Source organism: Cohnella suwonensis (assembly GCF_042655365.1).
GTDB lineage: Bacteria > Bacillota > Bacilli > Paenibacillales > Paenibacillaceae > Cohnella > Cohnella suwonensis.
The window spans coordinates 129,446-151,001 of the sequence record NZ_JBHSMH010000004.1; the positions used below are offsets into that span (position 1 = coordinate 129,446).

24 protein-coding genes are annotated in these 21,556 nt (G+C 59.0%); 12 read left to right on the forward strand and 12 right to left on the reverse strand.

What is annotated here, in order from left to right; genetic code table 11:
• Positions 1 to 18 precede the first annotated feature (18 nt).
• On the reverse strand, positions 19 to 528 hold the full coding sequence (locus tag ACFPPD_RS01755) for a DUF1648 domain-containing protein (protein WP_209747239.1): 510 nt from the start codon (positions 526 to 528) through the stop codon (positions 19 to 21).
• A gap of 98 nt (positions 529 to 626) precedes the next feature.
• Between ACFPPD_RS01755 and ACFPPD_RS01760 the strand changes: the two genes are divergently transcribed.
• Positions 627 to 1,058, forward strand: a complete 432-nt coding sequence (locus tag ACFPPD_RS01760; RefSeq protein WP_209747237.1) for a universal stress protein — start codon at positions 627 to 629, stop codon at positions 1,056 to 1,058.
• A 240-nt stretch (positions 1,059 to 1,298) separates the two neighbouring features.
• Positions 1,299 to 2,429 (forward strand): winged helix DNA-binding domain-containing protein, encoded by a 1,131-nt coding sequence (locus tag ACFPPD_RS01765; RefSeq protein WP_209747235.1) that lies wholly within the window; start codon positions 1,299 to 1,301, stop codon positions 2,427 to 2,429.
• A gap of 12 nt (positions 2,430 to 2,441) precedes the next feature.
• On the opposite strand, the gene ACFPPD_RS26985 is transcribed toward ACFPPD_RS01765, so the two are convergent.
• On the reverse strand, positions 2,442 to 3,023 hold the full coding sequence (locus tag ACFPPD_RS26985) for a hypothetical protein (RefSeq protein WP_209747233.1): 582 nt from the start codon (positions 3,021 to 3,023) through the stop codon (positions 2,442 to 2,444).
• A gap of 90 nt (positions 3,024 to 3,113) precedes the next feature.
• Positions 3,114 to 5,348 (reverse strand): methyl-accepting chemotaxis protein, encoded by a 2,235-nt coding sequence (locus ACFPPD_RS01775; protein WP_209747231.1) that lies wholly within the window; start codon positions 5,346 to 5,348, stop codon positions 3,114 to 3,116.
• A gap of 191 nt (positions 5,349 to 5,539) precedes the next feature.
• On the opposite strand from ACFPPD_RS01775, the gene ACFPPD_RS01780 reads away from it, so the two are divergent.
• Complete coding sequence (locus ACFPPD_RS01780; RefSeq protein WP_209747229.1) at positions 5,540 to 6,340, forward strand: hypothetical protein; 801 nt, start codon at positions 5,540 to 5,542, stop codon at positions 6,338 to 6,340.
• Between the two features lie 28 nt (positions 6,341 to 6,368).
• Positions 6,369 to 7,100, forward strand: a complete 732-nt coding sequence (locus ACFPPD_RS01785; protein ID WP_209747227.1) for a DUF4328 domain-containing protein — start codon at positions 6,369 to 6,371, stop codon at positions 7,098 to 7,100.
• Positions 7,101 to 7,200: 100 nt separating this feature from the next.
• On the opposite strand, the gene ACFPPD_RS01790 is transcribed toward ACFPPD_RS01785, so the two are convergent.
• Positions 7,201 to 7,629, reverse strand: coding sequence for a DUF6157 family protein (locus tag ACFPPD_RS01790; protein ID WP_209747225.1), 429 nt, complete (start codon positions 7,627 to 7,629; stop codon positions 7,201 to 7,203).
• Between the two features lie 131 nt (positions 7,630 to 7,760).
• On the opposite strand from ACFPPD_RS01790, the gene ACFPPD_RS01795 reads away from it, so the two are divergent.
• Positions 7,761 to 7,883, forward strand: coding sequence for a hypothetical protein (locus ACFPPD_RS01795; protein ID WP_378081124.1), 123 nt, complete (start codon positions 7,761 to 7,763; stop codon positions 7,881 to 7,883).
• Positions 7,884 to 7,967: 84 nt separating this feature from the next.
• On the opposite strand, the gene ACFPPD_RS01800 is transcribed toward ACFPPD_RS01795, so the two are convergent.
• The 4 genes from ACFPPD_RS01800 to ACFPPD_RS01815 form a co-directional block, all read right to left on the reverse strand.
• Positions 7,968 to 8,528: a 5' nucleotidase, NT5C type gene (locus ACFPPD_RS01800; protein ID WP_209747223.1), complete on the reverse strand. Its 561-nt coding sequence runs from the start codon at positions 8,526 to 8,528 to the stop codon at positions 7,968 to 7,970.
• Between the two features lie 30 nt (positions 8,529 to 8,558).
• Positions 8,559 to 9,008 (reverse strand): hypothetical protein, encoded by a 450-nt coding sequence (locus ACFPPD_RS01805; RefSeq protein ID WP_209747221.1) that lies wholly within the window; start codon positions 9,006 to 9,008, stop codon positions 8,559 to 8,561.
• 73 nt (positions 9,009 to 9,081) lie between these two features.
• Entirely contained in the window at positions 9,082 to 9,837 is a 756-nt protein-coding gene (locus tag ACFPPD_RS01810; RefSeq protein WP_209747218.1) for a class I SAM-dependent methyltransferase, read from the reverse strand.
• Entirely contained in the window at positions 9,834 to 10,223 is a 390-nt protein-coding gene (locus tag ACFPPD_RS01815; protein WP_378081127.1) for a VOC family protein, read from the reverse strand. Before ACFPPD_RS01815 ends, ACFPPD_RS01810 begins: the two co-directional genes overlap by 4 nt.
• A gap of 207 nt (positions 10,224 to 10,430) precedes the next feature.
• Here ACFPPD_RS01815 and ACFPPD_RS01820 point away from each other — a divergent pair, with 207 nt between their 5' ends.
• The gene (locus tag ACFPPD_RS01820; protein WP_209747216.1) at positions 10,431 to 11,192 is read left to right on the forward strand and encodes a 3'-5' exonuclease; all 762 of its coding nucleotides are present in this window, start codon (positions 10,431 to 10,433) and stop codon (positions 11,190 to 11,192) included.
• Positions 11,193 to 11,284: 92 nt separating this feature from the next.
• On the opposite strand, the gene ACFPPD_RS01825 is transcribed toward ACFPPD_RS01820, so the two are convergent.
• The gene (locus tag ACFPPD_RS01825; RefSeq protein ID WP_209747214.1) at positions 11,285 to 11,506 is read right to left on the reverse strand and encodes a hypothetical protein; all 222 of its coding nucleotides are present in this window, start codon (positions 11,504 to 11,506) and stop codon (positions 11,285 to 11,287) included.
• 92 nt (positions 11,507 to 11,598) lie between these two features.
• Here ACFPPD_RS01825 and ACFPPD_RS01830 point away from each other — a divergent pair, with 92 nt between their 5' ends.
• The 3 genes from ACFPPD_RS01830 to ACFPPD_RS01840 are packed head-to-tail and all read left to right on the forward strand — an operon-like array spanning position 11,599 to position 14,075.
• Positions 11,599 to 12,396: a prolipoprotein diacylglyceryl transferase gene (locus ACFPPD_RS01830; protein ID WP_209747404.1), complete on the forward strand. Its 798-nt coding sequence runs from the start codon at positions 11,599 to 11,601 to the stop codon at positions 12,394 to 12,396.
• Positions 12,380 to 13,801: a radical SAM protein gene (locus ACFPPD_RS01835; RefSeq protein ID WP_209747212.1), complete on the forward strand. Its 1,422-nt coding sequence runs from the start codon at positions 12,380 to 12,382 to the stop codon at positions 13,799 to 13,801. The genes ACFPPD_RS01830 and ACFPPD_RS01835 overlap by 17 nt, the downstream gene beginning before the upstream one ends.
• 1 nt (position 13,802) lies before the next feature.
• On the forward strand, positions 13,803 to 14,075 hold the full coding sequence (locus ACFPPD_RS01840; protein ID WP_209747209.1) for a hypothetical protein: 273 nt from the start codon (positions 13,803 to 13,805) through the stop codon (positions 14,073 to 14,075).
• Here ACFPPD_RS01840 and ACFPPD_RS01845 read toward each other — a convergent pair.
• Both ACFPPD_RS01845 and ACFPPD_RS01850 read right to left on the reverse strand, forming a co-directional pair.
• Positions 14,072 to 15,121 (reverse strand): hypothetical protein, encoded by a 1,050-nt coding sequence (locus ACFPPD_RS01845; RefSeq protein WP_209747207.1) that lies wholly within the window; start codon positions 15,119 to 15,121, stop codon positions 14,072 to 14,074. The genes ACFPPD_RS01840 and ACFPPD_RS01845 overlap by 4 nt on opposite strands.
• 164 nt (positions 15,122 to 15,285) lie before the next feature.
• A complete protein-coding gene (locus ACFPPD_RS01850; protein ID WP_378081130.1) occupies positions 15,286 to 15,915 on the reverse strand; it encodes a M15 family metallopeptidase in 630 nt (209 codons plus the stop codon).
• Positions 15,916 to 16,123: 208 nt separating this feature from the next.
• On the opposite strand from ACFPPD_RS01850, the gene fabV reads away from it, so the two are divergent.
• From fabV to ACFPPD_RS01865, 3 genes are all read left to right on the forward strand, one after another.
• Complete coding sequence (fabV, locus tag ACFPPD_RS01855) at positions 16,124 to 17,320, forward strand: enoyl-ACP reductase FabV (RefSeq protein ID WP_209747205.1); 1,197 nt, start codon at positions 16,124 to 16,126, stop codon at positions 17,318 to 17,320.
• A 267-nt stretch (positions 17,321 to 17,587) separates the two neighbouring features.
• Entirely contained in the window at positions 17,588 to 18,154 is a 567-nt protein-coding gene (locus ACFPPD_RS01860; protein WP_209747203.1) for an MBL fold metallo-hydrolase, read from the forward strand.
• Entirely contained in the window at positions 18,154 to 19,278 is a 1,125-nt protein-coding gene (locus ACFPPD_RS01865; RefSeq protein ID WP_209747201.1) for an AbrB family transcriptional regulator, read from the forward strand. The genes ACFPPD_RS01860 and ACFPPD_RS01865 overlap by 1 nt, the downstream gene beginning before the upstream one ends.
• A gap of 92 nt (positions 19,279 to 19,370) precedes the next feature.
• Here ACFPPD_RS01865 and ACFPPD_RS01870 read toward each other — a convergent pair whose 3' ends face one another.
• On the reverse strand, positions 19,371 to 21,503 hold the full coding sequence (locus tag ACFPPD_RS01870) for a methyl-accepting chemotaxis protein (RefSeq protein ID WP_209747199.1): 2,133 nt from the start codon (positions 21,501 to 21,503) through the stop codon (positions 19,371 to 19,373).
• Positions 21,504 to 21,556: the final 53 nt, after the last annotated feature.

Below are 21,556 nucleotides of genomic sequence, written 5' to 3' on the forward strand. Positions count from 1 at the left end.
CTTCCCCACCATCCACCTTCAACGCCCCTTGAACGCCCGAACCATATAGATCGCCAGCGTGCCTATGATAACGGCGAGGATGACAAGCACCGACCATGGTCCGATGCCGTCTCCTCCCCCTTCGGCGGCATGAACGGGCACCCACGCGACGAAAGCGAATATGGCGACCATCTCGAGATTCACCCATGCGAGAAGGCGTCGGGACAGCGCATACTGGAATGCCGCGTTGTCGGCCGTGATCGCGACGGGGTAGTTGAACTTATGGGGAATTCTCGATAGCTGATTCAGACCGATAAAGAGAATGGCGGAGATGACGGGAACGATCCATAGCGTCCATTTGCTGCCCCAACCGTCGATCTCCCCGCGTCCGTTGAAATGCATCGGAACGCGCGACGGCAGATCTACCCAACTTATGCCGACGTAGACGAACGTGCCGATCAGCAAGAGCCAGCCCGCGAGCCGAAGCGCTCTCTCCGACGGGCTAACGGGAATATCCAGCTTCGGGCGATGCGTAGGCGTAACGCTCATGTTTCATCCTCCGATTCGATGCCCGGCGATCTCGCCGGGTTTATTCGCGCCTCCAAAGTGGCAATGATGAAGTATATCGCGAATTGGAGGCTACTTTCATGATTTTCGAACATATTCTTGTCCCCTACGACGGCTCCGCTCCTGCGGAACACGCGCTGGATAAGGCGATTCGGCTCGTCCGGATCGGCGCCGCATCCAAGCTGTCCGTCGCCCACGTCGTCAATCTCCAGCCCGTCGTCATCTCGGATATAACGTTCGTGCAGCCCGACGTCTATAAGGAACAGGTCAAAGAACACGGCGATGCCGTCATCGACAAAGTCAAAGAAAAGACGGGCGACCTCCACGACGTGCAAGTCGTCATTCTCGCCGGCTCCCCCGCGGAAGCGATCGTCGATTACGCGAACGGCAACGGTTGCGACCTGATCGCGATGGGCAGCCGCGGCTTAAGCTCGCTGCGGGAATTCATGGTCGGCAGCGTCAGCCACAACGTCATCCTCCACGCCTCCGTGCCCGTCATGATCATGAAGTAGGACGACATTCGCGAGCAGCACTTCTTCCTCCGGCCTGCAAACGTAGGCCCTTACGATGTTTTTCATCGCACCGCGCTCGTTTTTCGCATATGAGGGCGCTGTTGTGATGTTTTTCATCGCAAGAGGGAGCACCACTCCGGTCGACCGCGGTCGCACCGGTTCATTCGAAGGATCGCGTCGTCTCGCGGTCCTTTTTTTGTTATGCTTAATCTATCATTCCATGATCGGATAGGTGATCTTATGTCCCCGACTCCTCCGGCCGGCATCCAGGTGCTCGCCGATCGCGCGCTTAACCGCGCCTTGCTCGAGCGGCAACTGTTGCTCCGGCGCAGTCCGATGTCCGCTCTCGAAGCGATGGAGCATCTCGTCGGCATGCAGGCGCAAGCGCCCAACCCTCCCTATTACGGCTTGCATAGCCGATTGGAGCATTTCTCTCATGCCGAGCTTTCGGAGCTGATCCGGTCCCGCCAAGCGACGAGAATCGCGCTTATGCGTTCGACGATTCATCTCGTCTCGGCCCGGGACTGCTTGGCGCTGCGTCCGCTCATCCAGCCCGTGCTCGAGCGCCAGTTCAAAGGGAACTACGGCCAAGAAGTGGCCGGTCTCGACCTCTCCGAGCTGGCGTCGGCGGGACGCGCGCTCGTGGACGAGCGTCCCCGCACGTTCGCCGAGCTTGAGTCGGCGCTTGCGGAGTTGAAGCCGTGGACAGGAAGGGACAAGCATGCGCTCTCTTACGCCGTGCGTACTTTCGTGCCGCTCGTGCAGATTCCGCCTCGCGGACTTTGGGGCGAAAGCGGACAGGCGACCCACGCGAGCGCGGAAGCTTGGTTCGGCGCTCCGCTTGATCGGAGCCGCGACGAGGAATGGCTCGTCGAACGCTACTTGGCCGCCTATGGCCCCGCTTCCGTCAAGGACATGCAAGCTTGGTCCGGGCAGACGAAGCTGTACGAAGCGTTTCGCCGAATGCTTCCTCGTCTAAGAATCTATCGGAGCGAGGACGGACGGGAACTCTTCGATCTGGCCGATGCCACGTTGCCGGACGAGAACGCACCTGCGCCCGTACGCTATATCGCCGAATTCGACAACCTGCTGCTCTCTCACGCCCAGCGCTCCAGAATCATTTCCGAGACCCATCGCAAAAGGATTTTCACGGTTAACGGCATTATCCGTTCATCGGTTCTGCTGGACGGCTTCGTGGCCGGCATATGGAAAATCGAGCGGGCAAAAGGCGCCGCGACGTTGTCCGTCGAGCTGTTTCGGCAGGCGACCGGGCAAGAACAAGACGAGCTGCTCGCGGAAGGCAACCGGCTGCTCGATTTCGCCGCTTCCGATTGCGGCGAGCGCGACATTCGCATTGTTGCACGGCCTTAAATATTGATTGAGTTAAAGATCGCGAGCATACTCCTCGGGAGATTTGCCCAACACCGCTTTGAAATCCCGGATCAGATGGGCCTGGTCGTAATACCCCATCTCGACGGACAGTCCGGCCCAATCGATGTCCGTTTCCTTCTCGATCCGTTCGGCGAGCTGCTCCACCTTCACGATATCCCGTTCCCCGGCCAACGTCGCGATGATCCGGTTCACGAGCTGACGTTGGCGTCCGCCACCGGAAGCCTGTCTAACAGAAACCGATCCATGCGGCCGACTTGCCCGGATAGATCGTCCGCTGCCAACATTTCCTTCTCCAAGGCCAGCACCGCTTCCCCGAAAACGCCCTCGGCCCCGATGCTGCGCTCCGTCAGCGTCGATAGCGGTCGTCCCCAGAACGGATAAAATCCGCCAGGGTTGAATTTCAGCGCGAGTACCCGGCCTTCGCCTTCCAGCGCCTGCGCGGACGTCTTGTCCCAGATGCCGTATTCTCGTTTTCCCTTCCTCGAACACGAGATTCACGTTCGGATGCGAGAGTACCTTCTGCACGTAAGGCTCCCTGCCCCGCAAATCCCACTCCACGGTCCATGCGGCCATTCCTAGTCATATCCTTATTTTAACATGATTGAAGGCAAACGGCTTCGGCGTTCCTTAGGGATACCGAAGCCGTACGTTCGCAAGTTTCGATTAGCGCCGGAACGGCCTGACTTGGTCGCGCAGCTCGTTCGTCAAGCCCGCAAGCTCCGCCGCCGCCGCGGCGACTTGCTGCATCGAAGCGTTCTGCTGCTGCGCCGCGGCCGCGATCGTGCTCGAGTCGGCGGCGTTCCTCGAGGCGAGCTGCAGCAGATCCCGCGCCGCCGTCGTCATCCCTTTCGCGTTCTCCCCGATCCGTCCGACCGCGTCGTTGACGGCTTCGGCCTGCCGCGACACTTTGCCGATGCGCTCTCCGATATCGCCGAACGCGCTTCCCGCTCCCCGGGCAAGCCCCATTCCCGCTTCCGTCGATGCCGTCCCGGCCTCCATCGCGAGCGCCGCCGAAGCGATCGCTTCTTGAATGGCGGCGAGCAAGCCGCTAATCTCTCCCGCCGCGCGGGACGATTGCTCCGCCAGCTTGCGGATTTCCGAAGACACGACCGAGAAGCCCCGGCCCGCTTCCCCGGCTCTCGCCGCTTCGACCGCGGCGTTCAGCGACAGCAGGCTCGTCTGCGAGGCGATCGACGTAATGAACGCCACGATCTCGTCGATGGCCGCGGAGTGATGCTTCAGCTTCATGACGTGGTCGGACGACGCCTGCACGGAGCCGTGAATGACGTCCATCTGCCCGACCACTTCGGCCAACGACTTATTACCGCCCTCGGTCGCTTTGCCCGCGCCCGCGGCGAGCTCCGTCATGCGCTCCGTTCCGGCATGAACCTCTTTCGCCTGTTCCAGCACGCTCTGCGCGACGTCTTGGAAGCTTTGCACGATAAGGGCTTCGCGTTCCGCGCTCGCGGAGACGCTCTGGATGGCGCCCGCGATCTCTACCGCCGCCTTCGTCGTCTCCTCCGCGCTCCCCTGCATCTGCGCCGCTTGAACGGACATCGACCGAGCCGAACGGCTTATTCCTTCGAGCGCTTCGGATAGCCCGTCCAGCGTGCGGTTGAACCGCTCCCCGAGCCGCTCGAGCTCGTTGCCGGAACGAAGGCGCGCTCGCTTCGTGAAGTCCCCTTCCGACATCGCGACGGCTAACCGATCGATTTCGTTCACGCCGTTAAGGATAAACCGATTAAATAGATGAGCCAATAAAGCAACGACGGCGCATGCCGCGATGACGATCAAGCCCAGTTCCTCGAACAGCTTGAACAGCGGTCCGTACAGCTCGCTCTCCGGAATCGAGAGCGCGAGCATCCAGCCCGTATCCGGAACGGTCGCGTAATAGACGCGCATCGTTCGGCCTGATTTCTTGTAAGTCCCCTCCCCCTCGCTCAGCTTGGAAGGGGAACCCTCTCCGGCTTGGAAATCCGATACGACCGCGTCCGTCGCAGCGGAAGAACCTTCCTCATTCGCGTTTTTACCCTCGGATACGACCGCATCCTCCGGCGCTTCCGAAGCGGAGGCATCCCCCTCGGCATCGAGATCGATCTCCAGTCCGAGATCGCCGAGCGCATCTTCCGTATCTTCGCCGGCATCGGCATCCGGGGCGGTTTCTTCTCCCGCATCGGCTTCCGTGACATTTGCGGCTACCGCATCGTCCGATGCCGCCGATTCGACGGCCTCGCTGGCCTCGGATGCCGCGGGAGCTTCGCTCTCCGCCGCTTCTCCGGCGCTGAACGCATCCGAATCGGCCGTCGCGGCCGTCGCGAGCATGCGCACCGCCAAGCGGGCCAGAGAGGCGTTATCGTCCTCGGTCAACTTTTCTTTCATGTTCTTCTCGTAATCCTTGATCGAGACGACCAAGCCGTCCCCGCCGATGAGGAAGGCCGAACCGTTGCGTCCGACCGGCAAAGCCGCGACGTATTGCTGAAGTCCGTCGAGCGCGATCGTCGTCTCCGCGACGCCGAGGGGAGCTCCCGAATCGTCGAAGTACGGCACCGACGCCTTGGTCATCGCCATTCCCGAAACCTCGTCCAAGTAGGGGGCCGAGAACTCGATATTCGGTCCTAACGTGCCGTTCGCCTCCGCGACGGGAGCGAGCGCGCGCGGGGTCAGAGCGGCGGACAACAATCGGCTATGGATGTCGTTCGCGTAGCGGTGCGTCTCCCCGCGCAGCTTGTCCTGCACGCCGTCCCCGATCAAGCCGCGGGAGAACGAATAACTGACGGCGGTCATCGCGATCAGAATCGCGACGATCGCCGTCATGAACACGAGCAAATATTGATGATGAATCGAACGTAGCCAAGCGATTCCGCCGATCTTGCCGAACACCTTCGCGATTACGGCCATGCGGGTTTCCTCCCATAGAGTCAGTCTGCCATAGCCTAACTGTAGATGGAAAATTTTAATCGGAGATCAACCCTGGGTCCGCTTTGTGTTAATTTTGTCGAATTTCGGCCGATTGCGGCGATCGCGAAGAAGGAGATCGGACGGCTTCCGTCGAATTCCAGTACCCTTAACGAATGGAATATTTTCCGAGAATGGACGGTACCACATTGAACTCGACTCCAGCCACCACGAACAAACGCAAACGGATACGACCCGAATACGTCATCGTCGGCGCGTTCCTCGCTCTGGCCATCGGTATCGCGACCCTGCTGTTCATGCCTCGCTACTATACGTTCTCCGCCATGGGCAAGCTCGTCCCCGTCCGGGATCTCGGCATCGAGGGCAGCGTGCGGTTCGTCTACGTTAACGAAGGCGTCGCCCGCAATTGGATCGAACGCTGGAACGCGAAGCAAGCCTACCCGGATGCGGAATTCGAGCGGACCGACGCTTCCGCCTTCGAGGAAATGGAAGAAATGCTGGACTACGGCGAAGAAGCCCGGGACGATACGATACTGAACGCGCTCACCTCGGCCGAGGACGAGACGGAAGGATACGCGGAAGAGGATGCGTTCCAATCCCGCTTGGACGAGCTCGTCGAGCAGGCTTCGGGATATTATGGAGACTCTCTCGGTCTGATGGTTTCCCTCGGACTCGTCGAAGAGACGCGCGGAGAGGACTTCTCGCAGGGCGGACGTTACGTCATCGCCGGAACGGGGACGATCGAATACGACCATACGGTCGGCTCGGTCGGCGGCATCCGCGATAAGCTGCGGACCGCGGAGAAATTCGGGGCGGACTATTTCTTCGTTCCGAAGGACAAGGAAGACTGGGAATACGTCGGATTAAGCAACGAGGAAGAAGCCGAGGAGGTCGCGCGCGAGCTCCAATTGACGCTGCGGGTCGTGCCGGTCGATACGATGGAAGACGCTTTGGATTTTCTAGACACTTTATAACTTATCGCCGAGAGGAATGAATCGCGCCATGAAACTTTATTCCGAACTGACTTCGAATATCCTGAAATTGATGCTAATCGCCTTGATCGTCGTCGCGGCGGTCCGCATGCTGGCGACCCTCGTTTACGTGATCGATATGGACGCCTACTGGGACTACGCTTATAACGCGGACAATTTCGCGCGGATCGTGAGAATCGTCCTCTTCATCATTAACTTGATCGTGTTCTTGGTGTGGATCTACCGGGTGCACGTCGATATGAAGTCGCTGTACCCGAACCATTCGCGCGGTCCCGGAGGCGCGCTCGCTTGCGTCATGGTGCCGGTATTCAACCTCTTCTACGGTATCCCTTCCACTTTCTTGAGGATCGGAAACTCGATGCGGTCGTTGCCGACCTCGAGCGCGCAGGGCCGAATCGTCGGTAACCTCGCCGTTCCGCTGACGCTGATCATCTGGATCTCCAATTCGATTACCCGATACGCGAACAAGCAGGAGGTGCCCGACGAACGGGTCGTTCTGCTCGCGAACGCGCTCGACGTCGTCCTCTTCTCCGCTTTCCTCGTGATCTGCCTGCAAATCGCGCGAGGATTGCGGCATGCCTTGAGCTCGCGAATAGCGACGGCGGAAGCCGCGGCCGCGGCGGTCGGCGAAGAGCCTGACGTAGAGGTCGCCATGACGGCAGAAGAGCAAATCGCCGCAACGGCGGCAGGTTCTGAAAACGCGGAATCGACCTTCTCGCTGGAGAAGAAACCTGCAGAATAAGAATAAGCCTCGAAGGACGGCTCGATAGCCAGTTCTTCGAGGCTTATTACGTTAGTTCGATCCTTATCGGCTAACGTACACCGCAAGAGCCCGCGCCGCGCTACTTCGCCCGGCTATTGCGCATCGCCTTCAGCACCCGGACGCCGTCCCTCGCTCCGCTAGCGTAGGCGTCGTACTCGGGCGACTCCTTGGCGACGAGCGCGACTTTGCCTTCGGCGTTGAAGTGCAGGCCCCAGCCGTATTTCTTGGGCAGCATGGACGCCCGCATGCACGCTTGCGGCTTCCCGAAGAAGGCGGCGCGCAGCTCCTCCCTCCGCGCGGCCAGCTCTTCCGCCGGAAATCCCTTGTGACGGACGTGCGTCTCGAACAGGACATCCTCTTGCGTAAATTCGTACGGCCGGTCGAACAGAAGATCGAACTCGATCTCCGGCTTCGTCCTGCCGCTCTTCTTCCCGGGAGGAACGGTTCCCCTCTCGGCCGGACAATCCGCCGCCGCTTCGATGAACGTATCGTAATAGTTCCATTCCATTTCGGCATGCCTCCGCGCCGTTCTATTTTTACCATTATAACCCTTTTCCCGAAGGTAGCGCATGTTCTCTAACCCGACACTCCCTCATATACTGTACCGATACCCGCTCGCGGAGTGAAGGAGTGATCGACATGCCGGTTGAGACTCGTATGCTGCCGATCTTGATGGAGCCATATAGCCGACTGCCCTTGCTATTCGTTCCCAATCAAGGACAAGCCAAAGCGAACGTCTCCTACATCGCCGAGAAATTATAAACGCATAGGCTTCGAGCTCTTCGAATCCTTCGATGCGAGCCGAGAGCTCTACATCGGTCCAGGAACGAACGCTTAACGCAATAACTACGTCTTGATAATATCCAATAACTCGCTCCAGTTCACGATTCTCGGAATCGTCAGATGCCGATTGTACGAATTGTCCTTGGCATATACGTGAAGCTCCAACCCTTCCAATGTCCCGAGCACGACCGGCTTGTCGTCGAAGTAATAGTCCAATCCGAGTTTGCCGATGATGTTCGCTTTCTCCAGATCGGCCATTCCGCAATAGAAGCGTCCTTCTTCTACGGGGAAGCCCGCTTTCTCAATCACGTTCTTCGTTCTCTCGCAATGCTCGGCCGTTCTCGCGGTCACGTAATAGACCTCATGACCTTGTTTCACAAGCTCTTGCAATACCTCGACGGCTTCGTCGAAGGGAGGCGCGGAATAATAAATCTCGTCGCGATGGGCATTCCACAGCTCCCGTCCTTCTTCCACCGTCAGCCCGAAAGCGTCATGAACGGGAATGGTCGTTAGGGACCGGAAGACATCGATGCCGACATCCCTGCCGAGTTTTGCGTTATAAATCTTAAAAGCATGCTCTCTGAGATTAAGCAGTGTATCGTCGATGTCGAATCCAAACTTCATGAGCGTGCTCCTTCGGTCCGTTAAATTCCGTCAAGAATCCTCCCCTAGCAGTCCGGGGATGGTTAGCCGTCCGTAATCGACGACGTAATCATTGATCCGGTCGATCCTCGCTTGGTCCCCCGCCCCGTAGAGCTTATCGTCCACGCTTAGGTAGCCGGTGCTATTATATTCAAATTCCTTGCCGTTATCCACGATCCGAATAACGAAGTTCTGACCGACCCGGTCTGGAACCTCGATCTTCCGGTAGTCCATTTCCCTCAGGTCGTTGATAATCCGCCAGATCAGATCTTCATCGCTAACGGTTAACCGATTCCCGTCTCCGAATTGCCCGTCGACTTGCTTGTGCGCCGACTCTTGAAGAACCGAGAAGGGACTTGCCTCACCCGCGGCAGATCCGACGGGCTTCGTGTCGTTCCCGCAGGCCGATAGCAGCATGGCAAGCGCGATGATCGCTACCGGTAAAAGCATCCTTATTCTCATCGGTACTTACCCCTTTGAAGCTTAGACGACCCATCGTTTCGCAAGATTGCGGGCGGTAATTCCGCGTTCCTCGTTATACTTCGCCCCAGAATACTTCCGTGACGTAATCGAAGCTCACGGAACCCTCTTGCTCGTTCCGATCGAACAGCTTCCTCAGTTCCTTCATCATGGGCTCGTAATTCGGATGGCCGGGCTCGGGGCTATACGAGGAAGACTGCAAGCGCCCCTTTAATCCGTCGAAATCGAATAACTGGCTGATGGCAAAGCAAGCTTCCCGAAGCGTTCCCGGACGGAAAAACGATTCCAGCATCTCGCGGGTAATGTTACGGTGGTTCACCTTGCCGTAGTCGGTACCCAAGTCATGAAGCAGCTTCTCATAACCTTCCAAGAAGGGGGTTCCCTCCGTCACTCTCGTGTTCCAGATCAGAATCGCTTTGCCGCCCGGCTTCAGCACTCTTCGGAATTCAACCTGCGAGGCTCTCCGGTCGAACCAATGGAAGGCCTGCGCGCAGACGATCGCGTCGAAGGAATGCTCCGGCATCCCCGTCTCTTCTGCCGAACCGGCGACCGCGCGGAAATTCGGATCTCCTCTAGAGGCCGATACGGCCACTTCCCTCATGTCCGCGTTCGGCTCAACCGCCGTAACGGAGGTCCCCCTCTCGAGCAACAGGCGGGAGAATATTCCCGTTCCCGCTCCGACATCCAGCACTTTCGAGGATTCGCCAAGATCTACCTCTTCATAGAGATAATCGATCGCTTCCTTCGGGTAAGTCGGACGGTATTTCGTATATTTATCGACCCGACTGGAAAAACGCTCCTTGCTGTTCATCGTCTAGTCCCCCATTCCAGAAATTCGAGTCGGTTGCCGAACGGATCGTCCACATAGAACCGCCGCACGTCTTCGTCTTCCCTTGCCCGATCGTCGATGACGCCGATATGATGCTTGATGAAGCGTTCCCTCAGGATATCGAGGTTCCGAACTTCGAAGGCTGGGTGCGCCTTCATAGCCGGCGCGAAGTTCTGCTGCACACCGATGTGCACCTGATGGGCTCCGCATTGAAACCAGACTCCGCCCCGCCCCGCCAGAGCTGCCGGCTTCGGTATCTCCGTCCAACCAAGCAAGTCTCCATAGAATTCCCTCGCTTCGGGCTCGCAGCCGGAGTAAGCCGCTAATTGAACATGATCTATTCCCATGAATTCGACCGCAATGCTCATATTCTCTGCTCCTTTTCGCTAGATAGTTTCATCTGATGGAACTAAGTTTCATTTTATTTTTATTTCCATCATAAACCATCTGCATTAACAATTCCAGAGGTAATCTTCACGGCCGACTCGACGTGCATAGAAATGCAGCAACTGCTATAATCAGCATGAATTTCCTTACGAAGAACAACTTAAACTCTGCCATGCGAGGTTATGCAATTGGACTATATTATTCTGGATATCGAATTTAACGGACGCAAGTTCGCCAGCGAGCTACCGATGGAAGTCATTGAGATCGGCGCAGTGCGACTGGACTCCACTCTGAATCACGTGGACGAATTCTCGTCCTTGATCAAGCCGGTTTATTTCTCCAAGCTGAATTCGTTCATTAAAAAGAAAACCGGGATCCCTCAGGAAGAAATCGATATCGCGGACGGTTTTCCGAAAGTCATCGGTGATTTCGAGGACTGGCTGAGCCGCAGCGACGAGTTCCTGCTGTTCACTTGGGGCGGAGAGGACTTGAAGCGCATCGTCTTCGATACGCGCATGCATAAGCTGGATGATTCTTTCTGGACGGGCGCGTACTACTACGACCTGCTGAAAGGATATTTGCGATACAAAAACGTGACCAACGACGTCAGCGTGGAAGCGGCCGTGGCCGAGCTCGGCATTCCCGCCGAAGGTTCCGCGCACCGCGCGCTGGGCGACGCCCGCATGACCGCGGAAGTGTTCCGCAAAGTGGCCGAGCATCTCGATCTCGGGCTGAAGCAGCAGTTCAAAGACCAGTTTTCCAACTCCAAGGAACGCCGCTTCGTCAAGAATGCGGTGCGGATGATGCGCAACCAGAAGAAGTTCCAGACGTGGGAAACGTTCGTCGAGACGTTCCTGGGCGCGAAGGTCGATCTGACCGACGAGAAGAAAAACGCCGAGCTCAAAGCTTACTTCGAATCCGAATTGGAGAAAATCGGAACGTCCTTATAACCTATTCCGCCTTCCCTCCCTCGTTTCCCCGACTTGTTCAGAAGAAGGGCATTCGACAGCCGATTTCGCCCTTCCTCCCACCCTATCGTTTGCTATAATAGAAAACAATCCCACGACATGGAAGCGTGCGCAAGGCCGGATTCCGGTCCAGGAGCGCCCATGTTCGGCTCGAACGCTCGCGCAAGGCCGGATTCCGGTCCAGGAGCGCCCATGTTCGGCTCGTACGCCCGCGCAAGGCCGGATTCCGGTCTTGGAACGCCCATGTTCGGCTCCAACGCTTGCGCAAGGCCGGATTCCGGTCTTGGAGCGCCCATGTTCGGCTCATACGCTCGCGCAAGGCCGGACTCCGGTCTTGGAATGGTAATGGCAAGCAATCCCACGCATCGAAGGAGGCTGCTCCTTGGACATGCTCGCGTCTTTCCCCGTTTACTTGCCGATCGGCCCCTGGAAGCTGCATCCCCATCCCGTATTCGAGTTTTTGGCTTATTTCATCGGGTTTCGTCTGTACGTATGGACCCGTCGCAAGGAACGTCTTCCGGCCGTCCATGCGCTGTGGATCATCGTCGCCGCGGCGTTAGGCGCCGCCGTCGGCTCCAAGGCGCTGTACTGGCTGGAAGATCCCGCCCTTACGCTGAAGCGCGCGGACGACCTCGTGTTCCTGATGGCGGGCAAATCGATCGTCGGCGGCTTGCTCGGCGGACTGATCGCCGTGGAATGGACGAAGAAACGGCTCGGCATTACGCAATCGACGGGCGACGATATGGCATTCCCGCTTATGGCGGCGATGGCGATCGGCAGAATCGGGTGTTTCCTGTCCGGCTTGGGCGACCATACGTACGGAACGGCGACGGCTCTGCCATGGGGCGTCGATTTCGGCGACGGCGTTCCCCGGCATCCGACCCAGCTGTACGAGATCGTCTTCCTCGGGGTATGGGCGCTACTGTTAGCGCGGACCCGCGCGGCGTCGAATCGCCGCGGGACGGCGCCTCTGCCGGACGGGGCGATTTTCCAACTGTTCATGACCGGTTACCTCAGCTTCCGCTTCGCCGTCGATTTCATCAAGCCGACGCCGCACCCCTTCCTCGGCCTCAATAACGTGCAGCTCGCGTGCCTCGCAGGCTTGGCTTATTACCTTTGGCTCGTCGTTCCATGGCTTTTCACGAGAATCCGCGGGGAGGAAAGCGCATATGCCGGAAAAAGTTAGGCCCTATTTATTCCTTGATCTGACGAACAGCATCTGCTCGACGTGTTACCGCAAAGTCGAAGCGAAAATCGTCGCCGAGGACGGCAAGGTATACATGCTGAAGACGTGCATGCGGCACGGCCGGGAGAAGGTATTGCTGTCCTCGGACTTGGCATACTACCAAAGAAGCCGCGCCTTCATCAAGCCGGGCGAAATGCCTCTTCGGTGGAACACGCCGATCCGTTACGGCTGCCCTTACGATTGCGGTCTGTGCCCCGATCACGAGCAGCATAGCTGCCTGTCGATCATCGAAGTGACGGACCGCTGCAATCTGCAATGTCCGATCTGCTACGCCGATTCTTCTCCGCATCGGGAAGCCTACCGATCGCTCGAGCAGATCGAGTTCATGATGGACGCCGTCGTCGCCAACGAGGGAGAGCCGGACGTCATGCAGATCAGCGGGGGCGAACCGACGCTCCACCCCGACTTCTTCGCGATATTGGATGCCGCCAAAGAGAGGCCGATCAAGCACCTCATGGTGAACACGAACGGCATCCGCATCTCCCAAGACCGGGAATTCGTCCAGAGGCTTGCCTCCTACATGCCCGGCTTCGAAATCTATTTGCAATTCGACAGCTTCGAACGCGACACGCTGATGGAGCTGCGCGGGGCGGACTTGCGGGAGGTGCGCAGGCGGGCGATCGAACATCTGAACGAGTTCAATCTGTCCACGACGCTTGTCGTCACGTTAAAAAAAGGGCGCAACGACCGCGAGATCGGCGACATTCTGAAATATGCCGTCCGGCAGCGCGCCGTTCGCGGCGTCACGTTCCAGCCGATCCAGGAAGCCGGCCGCACGGAAGATTTCAGCGCCGGCACCGACCGCCTCACGTTAAGCGAAGTCCGGCAAGGGATTCTGGATCAATCCGACCTGTTCGCCGAAGACGACCTGCTTCCGGTCCCCTGCCACCCCGACTGCTTGGCGATGGGCTACGCGCTGAAGCTCGGAGACGACGTCATTCCGCTGACCGGCCTTATTCCGCCCGAGACGCTGCTCGAAGGAACCCGTAGCACGATCGTGTTCGAACAGGATCCCGAGCTGAAGAAACGGCTGTTCTCTTTATTTTCGACCGCGCACTCTCCCGACTCCTCCGCCTTGTCGCTGAAGCAATTGCTCTGCTGCCTGCCTCTGCTGCAAGTTCCCGAGCCGATCTCCTACGATAACGTCTTCCGGGTCATCATCATGAAATTCATGGACGCGCGCGATCTCGACGTCCGGTCGGTGAAGAAATCGTGCGTGCACATCGTCCATCCCGACGGCCGGATCATCCCGTTCGACACGTACAATCTGTTCTACCGGGACGGCAAAGAGGCGGAGCTTGAACGGCTCCGCTTGGAAATATCCGCAGGACGAGGGGGATTGTAGGATGAACGGCGACCCCCGCTCCGCGAACAAGAACGGCCATGGCAAAGACTTCGCGCTCGGCTTCTTCGGTTGCATCGGCCTGCATGTCGTCGTCGCGTTCGTTTTCCTCCCGGCCGCGATCGTCATCGGCATCACCCAGGTTCTCTACGTGCTGCCGCTCGCCATCGCGTTCCGCCGTCGCACCGGCTTCCTCCAAGGCTTGCTGATCGCCGCGGCCGTCACGTTCCTGCTCAACGCCGCTTGCTTCGGCTTCTTTATATTCGGTTTTTCCTAAGCGCTTGGGACGGCGGAATCGCACGCCTTCTTGAAGGCGTGCGGGTCGTCCAGCGCCAAATAGACGACGTCGACGGCGCGCGGCTGGAACAAGAGGCCTTCCGCGCGCGTCGGCTCCATCAACTTGATGCGCACGTTGGCCGTGCCGAGAACCGGCGTGGCCTTCGTTCCGTGCTCTTTGTCGTACACGCGATACTCCCTGGCGACGGACACTTCGGCAATTCGGGACATAGGGATATCCGATTGGATGCGCATGCCATAACGGATCGTCAACACGTCGCCCGCCAGCTTGACCGGTTGCAGGACGGAAGCGCGATAGTCTCCCCAGATAAGAGCGAGCAGCCACAAATCCCCAACGGTCACGATCCACGCCAGCCACGCCGTCGTCAGATCCGCAACGACCAGGTGCGTGAAGATCCCTTCCAAAGCAATGATCTTCGTGAAAATTCCGCAATATAACGCTTGATGCGTTTCCTTATGGTAGGAAAACGTCATTACGCCGTCCGCGACCGGCCTCTTCCTGCGCCAGGAGAATAATAAATAGTAGAGCAGCGTCGCGTCATGGAGCGCGAACGACGGCATCCGGCCTCGGCCGATGCCCCCGTGCACGGCAACCCGAAGCGCTTCGGCGGTATCGGGTCGTTCGCGCCTGGCCTGCCGGAACGCTCGGACGAGCTTGATGACGAGCCGGGCTTCCGCGTACAGCACCGCAAGCTCCAAGGCGAAGATCGCAAGCTCGATCCACCACGCGACGTCCGTCACGAGATGCCTTCTCTGCGCGGGAAGCACGAACCACGCCGCGACCGCACCGAACAGCGGCAATAGAAGGGCTTTCTTGATAGGCTTGCCCCGGCGGCGCATGAACAAGAGCCAATACAGAAACGGAACGACGAGCATGAAGTCGATCAGAAAAGCGTAAACGAGAATGGACTCGTACCCGCCCTTCGGGAACGAGCGAATCGCGGCGATATCCGCCGCCAAGATAAACAAAAGGACGCCAAGTGACCAGAAAGTCGACCGTTGCAACCTAAGCTTACGAATGACCAATCGCTTCATCCCCTTTAACCGGTATCGTTCACATCCAGTATAAGGGAACCATGGAATGTATCCGATCGAAGGATTGACGAAACGATGGCGAGAAATCGACGGATCGGTGGCAAGCGCGGCATGGCGGAAGATTCGACCGGATAGGTCGTTCTTCCGCCGTTGCGCTACCCTTGAGCCGGAGGACGCCAGCCGTTCTGCAGATCGCGGATCGAATAGCCGAAGTCCATCTGCAAGTGCGGGTAATCTTTGAAGCTTGTCCAATCCCCGCCCCAAGCGAACCCCAGTTTCTTGGCGATCGCCACGACTTCCAGCCAATCGGCGCGGCCGTTGCGGTTGCCGTCGTATTCCATATCCCAGATCACTTTGCCCGCGGGCGTGCGTAACGCGAAGTCGATGGCGAGGCCGTAATTGTGATACGATTCTCCGCCCTTCGCTTTCGTCACGATGGCGCCGCCGTCGCCGCGTCCTTGACGATATAGCGCGTCTTGCTCTTGCGAGCTTCTGAATTCGTCCGTAATCGCGACCTTGATGCCGATCTTGGCCGCTTGCGCGACGAGCTTATCCCTTCCCGCGGCGACGGCGGGGTGAAGCCCCGTCACGGGCGGCACTTCCTTGAACCAGTCTAGCGGAACGCTGCGTTGCAACGGATGGGCGTTCTGCGCGACCGCCGCCGCGATGACGAATCCGGCCAGAGCGGCAAGCGCGGCCCAACCCGGCATGCCGCGGCGCGCGGCCGCCGATCTCGTTCCCGGTCTCGTTCCGGCGACGGCATTGGCTTGATTGTTTTTATTCATTTTCGGCGTATGCCTTGCCTTTCTTCCGCCTTGCGGAGAACTGTTGACCCTAGTAACTCTCTTACTAGAATGCCCAACTTCTCTTAATTATAATAGAGCGTTCGCCGGGACGGTTTCCGTTTTGGAGAAAAATCGGTATTATAGACATAATGTCTGCAACCGGACGACCATCAAACGACAGCTTTCCAGCTCAGAAGGGAAAACGAAGATGATCATCAAACCGAGAACTCGCGGCTTCATCTGCACGACCGCGCATCCGGAAGGCTGCGCCCAACAAGTTCAACAACAAATCGACTACGTCAAATCGAACCCGCCCATCGCGGGGGGCCCGAGCAAAGTGCTCGTCGTCGGCTCTTCGGCCGGATACGGCCTCGCGGCGCGTATCGTCTCCGCGTTCGGCGCGGGAGCGGCTACCGTCGGCATCTACCGCCAAGGCGAACGCTCCGGGGGACGGACCGCTTCCGCGGGCTGGTACAACTCCGCCGCTTTCGAGAAAGCCGCCGAACAAGCCGGCCTTCGTTCGTTCAGCGTGACGGGCGACGCATTCACCGACGAAACGAAGCAAAAAGCGATCGAGCTGATCCGCAAGGAGCTGGGCCAAGTCGACCTCGTCGTCTATAGCGTCGCTTCCGCCCGCCGCACGAATCCCGTCACGGGCGAGACGTCCAACTCGGTGCTGAAGCCGATCGGCAAGCCTTACACGAACAAAACGGTCAACTTCCACGACGGCGTCGTCACCGACATTACGCTCGAGCCGGCGACGGAGGAAGAAATCCGCCACACGGTCGACGTCATGGGCGGCGACGATTGGCAGTTGTGGATCGACGCGCTCCGCGAAGGCGGCGTTCTCGCCGACAACGCGACGACGATCTCTTATTCTTATATCGGATCGACGATTACGCAGGCGATCTATCGCGACGGTTCGATCGGACAAGCGAAGGACCATCTCGAAGCGACGGCCCGGAAGCTGAACGAGGAGCTCGGCGCCACTGGCGGCCGCGCTTACGTGACCGTCAGCAAAGCGCTCGTGACCCAATCGAGCTCGGCGATTCCCGTCGTACCGCTCTATATTTCCGCCCTGTACAAGGTCATGAAGGAGAAAGGCATTCACGAAGGCTGCGTCGAGCAGACTTACCGCCTCTTCTCCGAGCGCTTGTACGCCGCGGACGGTATCGTCCCTCTGGACGAAGTCGGTCGTATCCGGATCGACGACTTGGAGCTCCGCGACGACGTCCAACAAGAAGTCGCCAGCATCTGGGACGCGATCACGAGCGACAACATCTTCGAGCTGAGCGATCTCGAAGGCTACCGCCGGGAATTCTTCCAGCTGTTCGGCTTCGAGACGGACGGCGTCGACTACGAAGCCGACGTAGACCCGAACGTGAGCGTGCCGAACGTGATTTAATGAGCGAACGCGTGAGCGGCCGGCAAGACGTTATTTTGACGGCACCCGGGCAGGCGACGCGATTGGCGGCCTGGGAGGGCCTTATTTCGCTTTCCGAGCGCCTAAAGACCGGTTCCCACCGCGGGAATCGGTCTTTTTTGCGATGCCGCGGCATCGTGTTCACTCCTCCGTCTTCTGTAATCCGTCACCCCATTTGACTCCGGCGACTCCGCGGGAGTATCGTGAATCTATTCGATGTTAATCTATCAAAACCGAGGAGGATGCTCCATGAAAATCGCAGAAGGTCTCGAAGTGCTCGTTATCGCTCCGTCGAACGGCGGCCCTCCCTACCATCCCTCGGCGCTCTACGACGAACGATCCGTCGTTCTGGTCGACGCGGGCTTGCCCGACTTCCTCGATCTGATCGTCGCCGCCATGCAGGATGCGGGCCTATCGCCCGATCGGCTTCAAGCGATCGTCTTCACCCATAACGACCTCGACCCTATCGGAAGCCTGCCTCATTTTCCGGCCGCCCCGGGCGGCGATCGCCTCGACGTATACGTGCACGAAGCGGATAAGGACGTCGTCAATGGCCATCGGCCGATGATTAAAGTTCCCGCGGATCGCGTCGACATGATTCTCGGCACGATACCCGCCGATGCCATGGTCGTCCAAGGGGACCAACTCATGGGACCCAATCCCGGCTTCACGCCGAACATGAACGAAGCGCTTCGCCCCCTCGGCAAGCTGGCCGCTTACGACATCGAGACGGTCGTCTGTTTCCATGGCGGCATCTACCGGGGACAAGAGAACGAACGAATCGCGGAGCTGGCGGCGCAGGCGCAAGCGGACTGATGCCGAATACCGCACTTTCGCATCCCGGCATCCGCTATGCGCTTACGCTTCTGATCGCTCTCGCTTCCGGTTACTTGTTCACTTTGATCCATATGCCGATCCCCTGGCTTCTCGGGCCGATGATCGGCACCTGCTTCGTCTCCCGCCTGGCCCCCTCGGCCAAGCTGATCTGGCCGGGCTCGCTTCGCAACGCGGGACTGATCATCGTCGGCTACGCGATCGGCTTATCGTTCACGCACGAGGCGCTCCGCGTCATCGCCGGTCAGCTTCCGTCGATGGCGCTGCTTACTTCGCTGCTTCTTCTTTTCTGCGCGATGATCGCTTACGCGATCGCCAAGCTGGGCGGGGTATCATTCCCGACCGCGCTGACGGGAAGCATCCCGGGAGGCCTTACCCAGATGGTCGCGCTAGCCGAAGAGACGAAGGGCATCGATCTGACCGTCGTCGCTTTCCTTCAAGTGTCGCGGCTCATGATGATCGTCGTGTTCGTTCCGCTCCTCATCTTCAGCCCGCTGACGGGAGCGGAACATGCGGCCGGGCTCGCCGTCGCGACCGTGCCGACCACCGCATCCGGAGCGGCGGCGACCGCCTGGAGCGCCCTTTTTCCCGACATCTTGCCGTACGCCGTCGTCTGCACCGGACTCGCGCTCCTCGGGAAGAAGATCAACTTCCCGACCGCTTTCCTGCTCGCCCCTCTGATCGGCGCGGCGGCTCTGCATCTGGCCGGCTTGCACGCCCCCGTGCTGCCCTCGACCGTCATGCAGGCCGCCCAGCTCATGATCGGCTGCTACGTCGGCCTCATGCTGCAGCCGGAGAACTTGCCGAACAAAGCCCGCATCGTCGCGCTGGCCGTGCTGAGCGGCATCGCGCTCATCGCCGGCGCGTGCGGGCTGAGCTACTTGTTGACGTTGCTGCATCCCGTCTCGAACGCGACGGCGCTGCTCAGCCTGTCTCCGGGCGGCATGGACCAGATGGGCATCATCGCGCACGAGATCGGCGCCGACGTGTCCGTCGTGACCTGTTATCAGTTGTTCCGCACTTTTTTCATCTTCTTCGCGGTTCCGCCGCTGCTTAAAGCGTTGTTCAAGACGCTATCGGCGGCGAAGAACGCCCGCGCGACCTAAAACGCGCTCTAACCGAAACGGCAGACTTCGCAACCATCAAAAAGGCTATCTCCAAGTCGTTTCCGACCCCGGAGATAGCCTTTTGAGTTCCATTAATGCTTAAACTTTGAAAGCCTGTCCAACAACTCCTGTACCATCGCGCCGAGATGGCCGGCGGAAGAGGAGACTTCCTGCATCGTCGCCAGCTGCTCCTCGGAGGCGGCGGCCACGTGATTCGCGTTGTCGGTAGACATGCGGGCGATTTCCTTGACGTTGTCGACGGAACGCAGCACTTCCTCGATGCCGGCGGACAGCTGCTCGACCGAAGACGAGACGTCCTCGGCTTGCGAGCGCACCAACCTCATCTCCGACGTAATTTCCGCGAAGAGGCGCCCGCTCTCCGTGACCGTCGCCGAACCTTTCTCCACTTCCGACGAAGCGGAAGCGATGACGCCCGTCATCCGGTGCGTCTCCGAGCGGATCGAATCGATCTTCTCCTCGACCTTGCGCACCGAGTCTCCCGTCTGTTCCGCCAGCTTGCGGATTTCGGCGGCGACGACGGCGAAGCCCCGTCCATGCTCGCCCGCGCGGGAAGCTTCGATCGAAGCGTTAAGCGCCAGAATGTTCGTCCGGGAGCTGATTCGGCGGATCATTTCAACGATACTTCCGATCTCCTCGGAATGTTCCCGAAGTTTGTCCATCGTCTGCGTCGATCGCGTCATCGACTGGCTCGTCTCGTCCATCTGCCCGACCGCTTGGCGAATCAGCTGATCGCCTTTCTCGGTACGAGCGCTCACGTCGTTGGCCAAGCCGAGCACGACGGAGGCCGACTGCGCGATCTTCCGTGCGCCGAGCGTCACTTCCTGCACGTGTCTCGACGAAGTCTCCGCTTGTCCGCTCTGTTCCGCCATGCCTGAAGCGACTTCCTCGATCGCCTGGGAGATCGTCTCCGCGCTCTTCGACACTTGCTCGGCGCTGGACGTCAGCTCTTCGGACGTCGCGCCGACATTCATTGCCAAATCCGACGTCGCCTTCATCATCGAGCCCAGCGAAAGCGTCGTCTCGTTCAGGTGCTCGGCCATCCGGCCGAACTCGTCTTTGCCCGACATCCGCAGCTTGCCCGTGAAGTCACCTTGCGCCAATTGCCGAATGCCCCGCAAGATCCGGCTCACGCGAAGCGTAATCATGTATCTCGTCAACAGCCAGACGATAACGCCGACGACCGCAAGCGTCGAGAACAGGAAGATCGTCAGCTCCCGCTGTCCGTCGTCGTAAGACTTCATGACGTTCGCGACGGGAATGACCGTCTGAACGAACCATTTCTCTTCCTCGGAAATATCGATCGGCACGAAGCTTCTGAGCACCTGCATCCCTTGCCCGTCGGTGCCCCGTTGGAGCCATTCCCCTTGCTTGACCTTGTCCCATACCTCTTTCCCGGATTCGTCGGACGCGAACGATTGGGCGAGCAATTTCTCGTCGCCGCCGTTCGCGATGTAGATCCCTTCGTCCGACAGGAGCGACACGTACCCGCCGAGCGGATGCTCGGCCGCGGCGCTCGTCTGCAAGTCGGAGAGCGACAGCGTCGCGCCGATGACGCCCAGAAACTTCCCGAAGTCGTTCACGATCGGGATGCTCAGCGTGGATACGAGCGACTTATTATTGTCGTCGCCGGTCGAATAGGGCTTCGTCGCCGTTATCTTCTTTGTCTGCTGGACTTTGACGTAGTATTCTTCCTTCTCGAAGCCCGGCGCCATCTGCGACCGGACGACATTACTCCCGTTGTAAGCTGCCGTCAGCGCGAAGCGTCCGTTCGTCACCGCGTAGGCCGGATCCGAAGCGTACTTCCCGTCTAGCCCATCGAAGCCGTTCGGTTCCCAAGCCGTGAAGAAGCTGAGCAGGCCTCCGCCTTTCTTCTCCTCGATCGAATTGCCCATCGCGGAGAAGAACAACTCGCGATCCGGCTTCTTTCCGCGGAGCATCGCCATTGCTTCGTCGCGATAAATGCCTAACGTCGTCGTCATGTCCGTAATCAGCTTCTTGTTGCGATCCGCATACTGCTGCGCCGATTGTTGCGCCATCAGCTCTCCCTTGTCCAGGCTTTCGCTTTTCAGCCTGCCCAAGCTCACGCTGTTCATCGTCCACACCGCGACGAATATGACCAGCAGCAATACGGTCAAATACTTAATCGCGATCTTCACGTCGTTTAACCAACGCAGCTTGTCCAACCATCCGTTCCATCGTTCCATCTCTAAGCGATCTCCTCTGCTCCAACTATCTATGTGCCATCTTGTGGCACTTT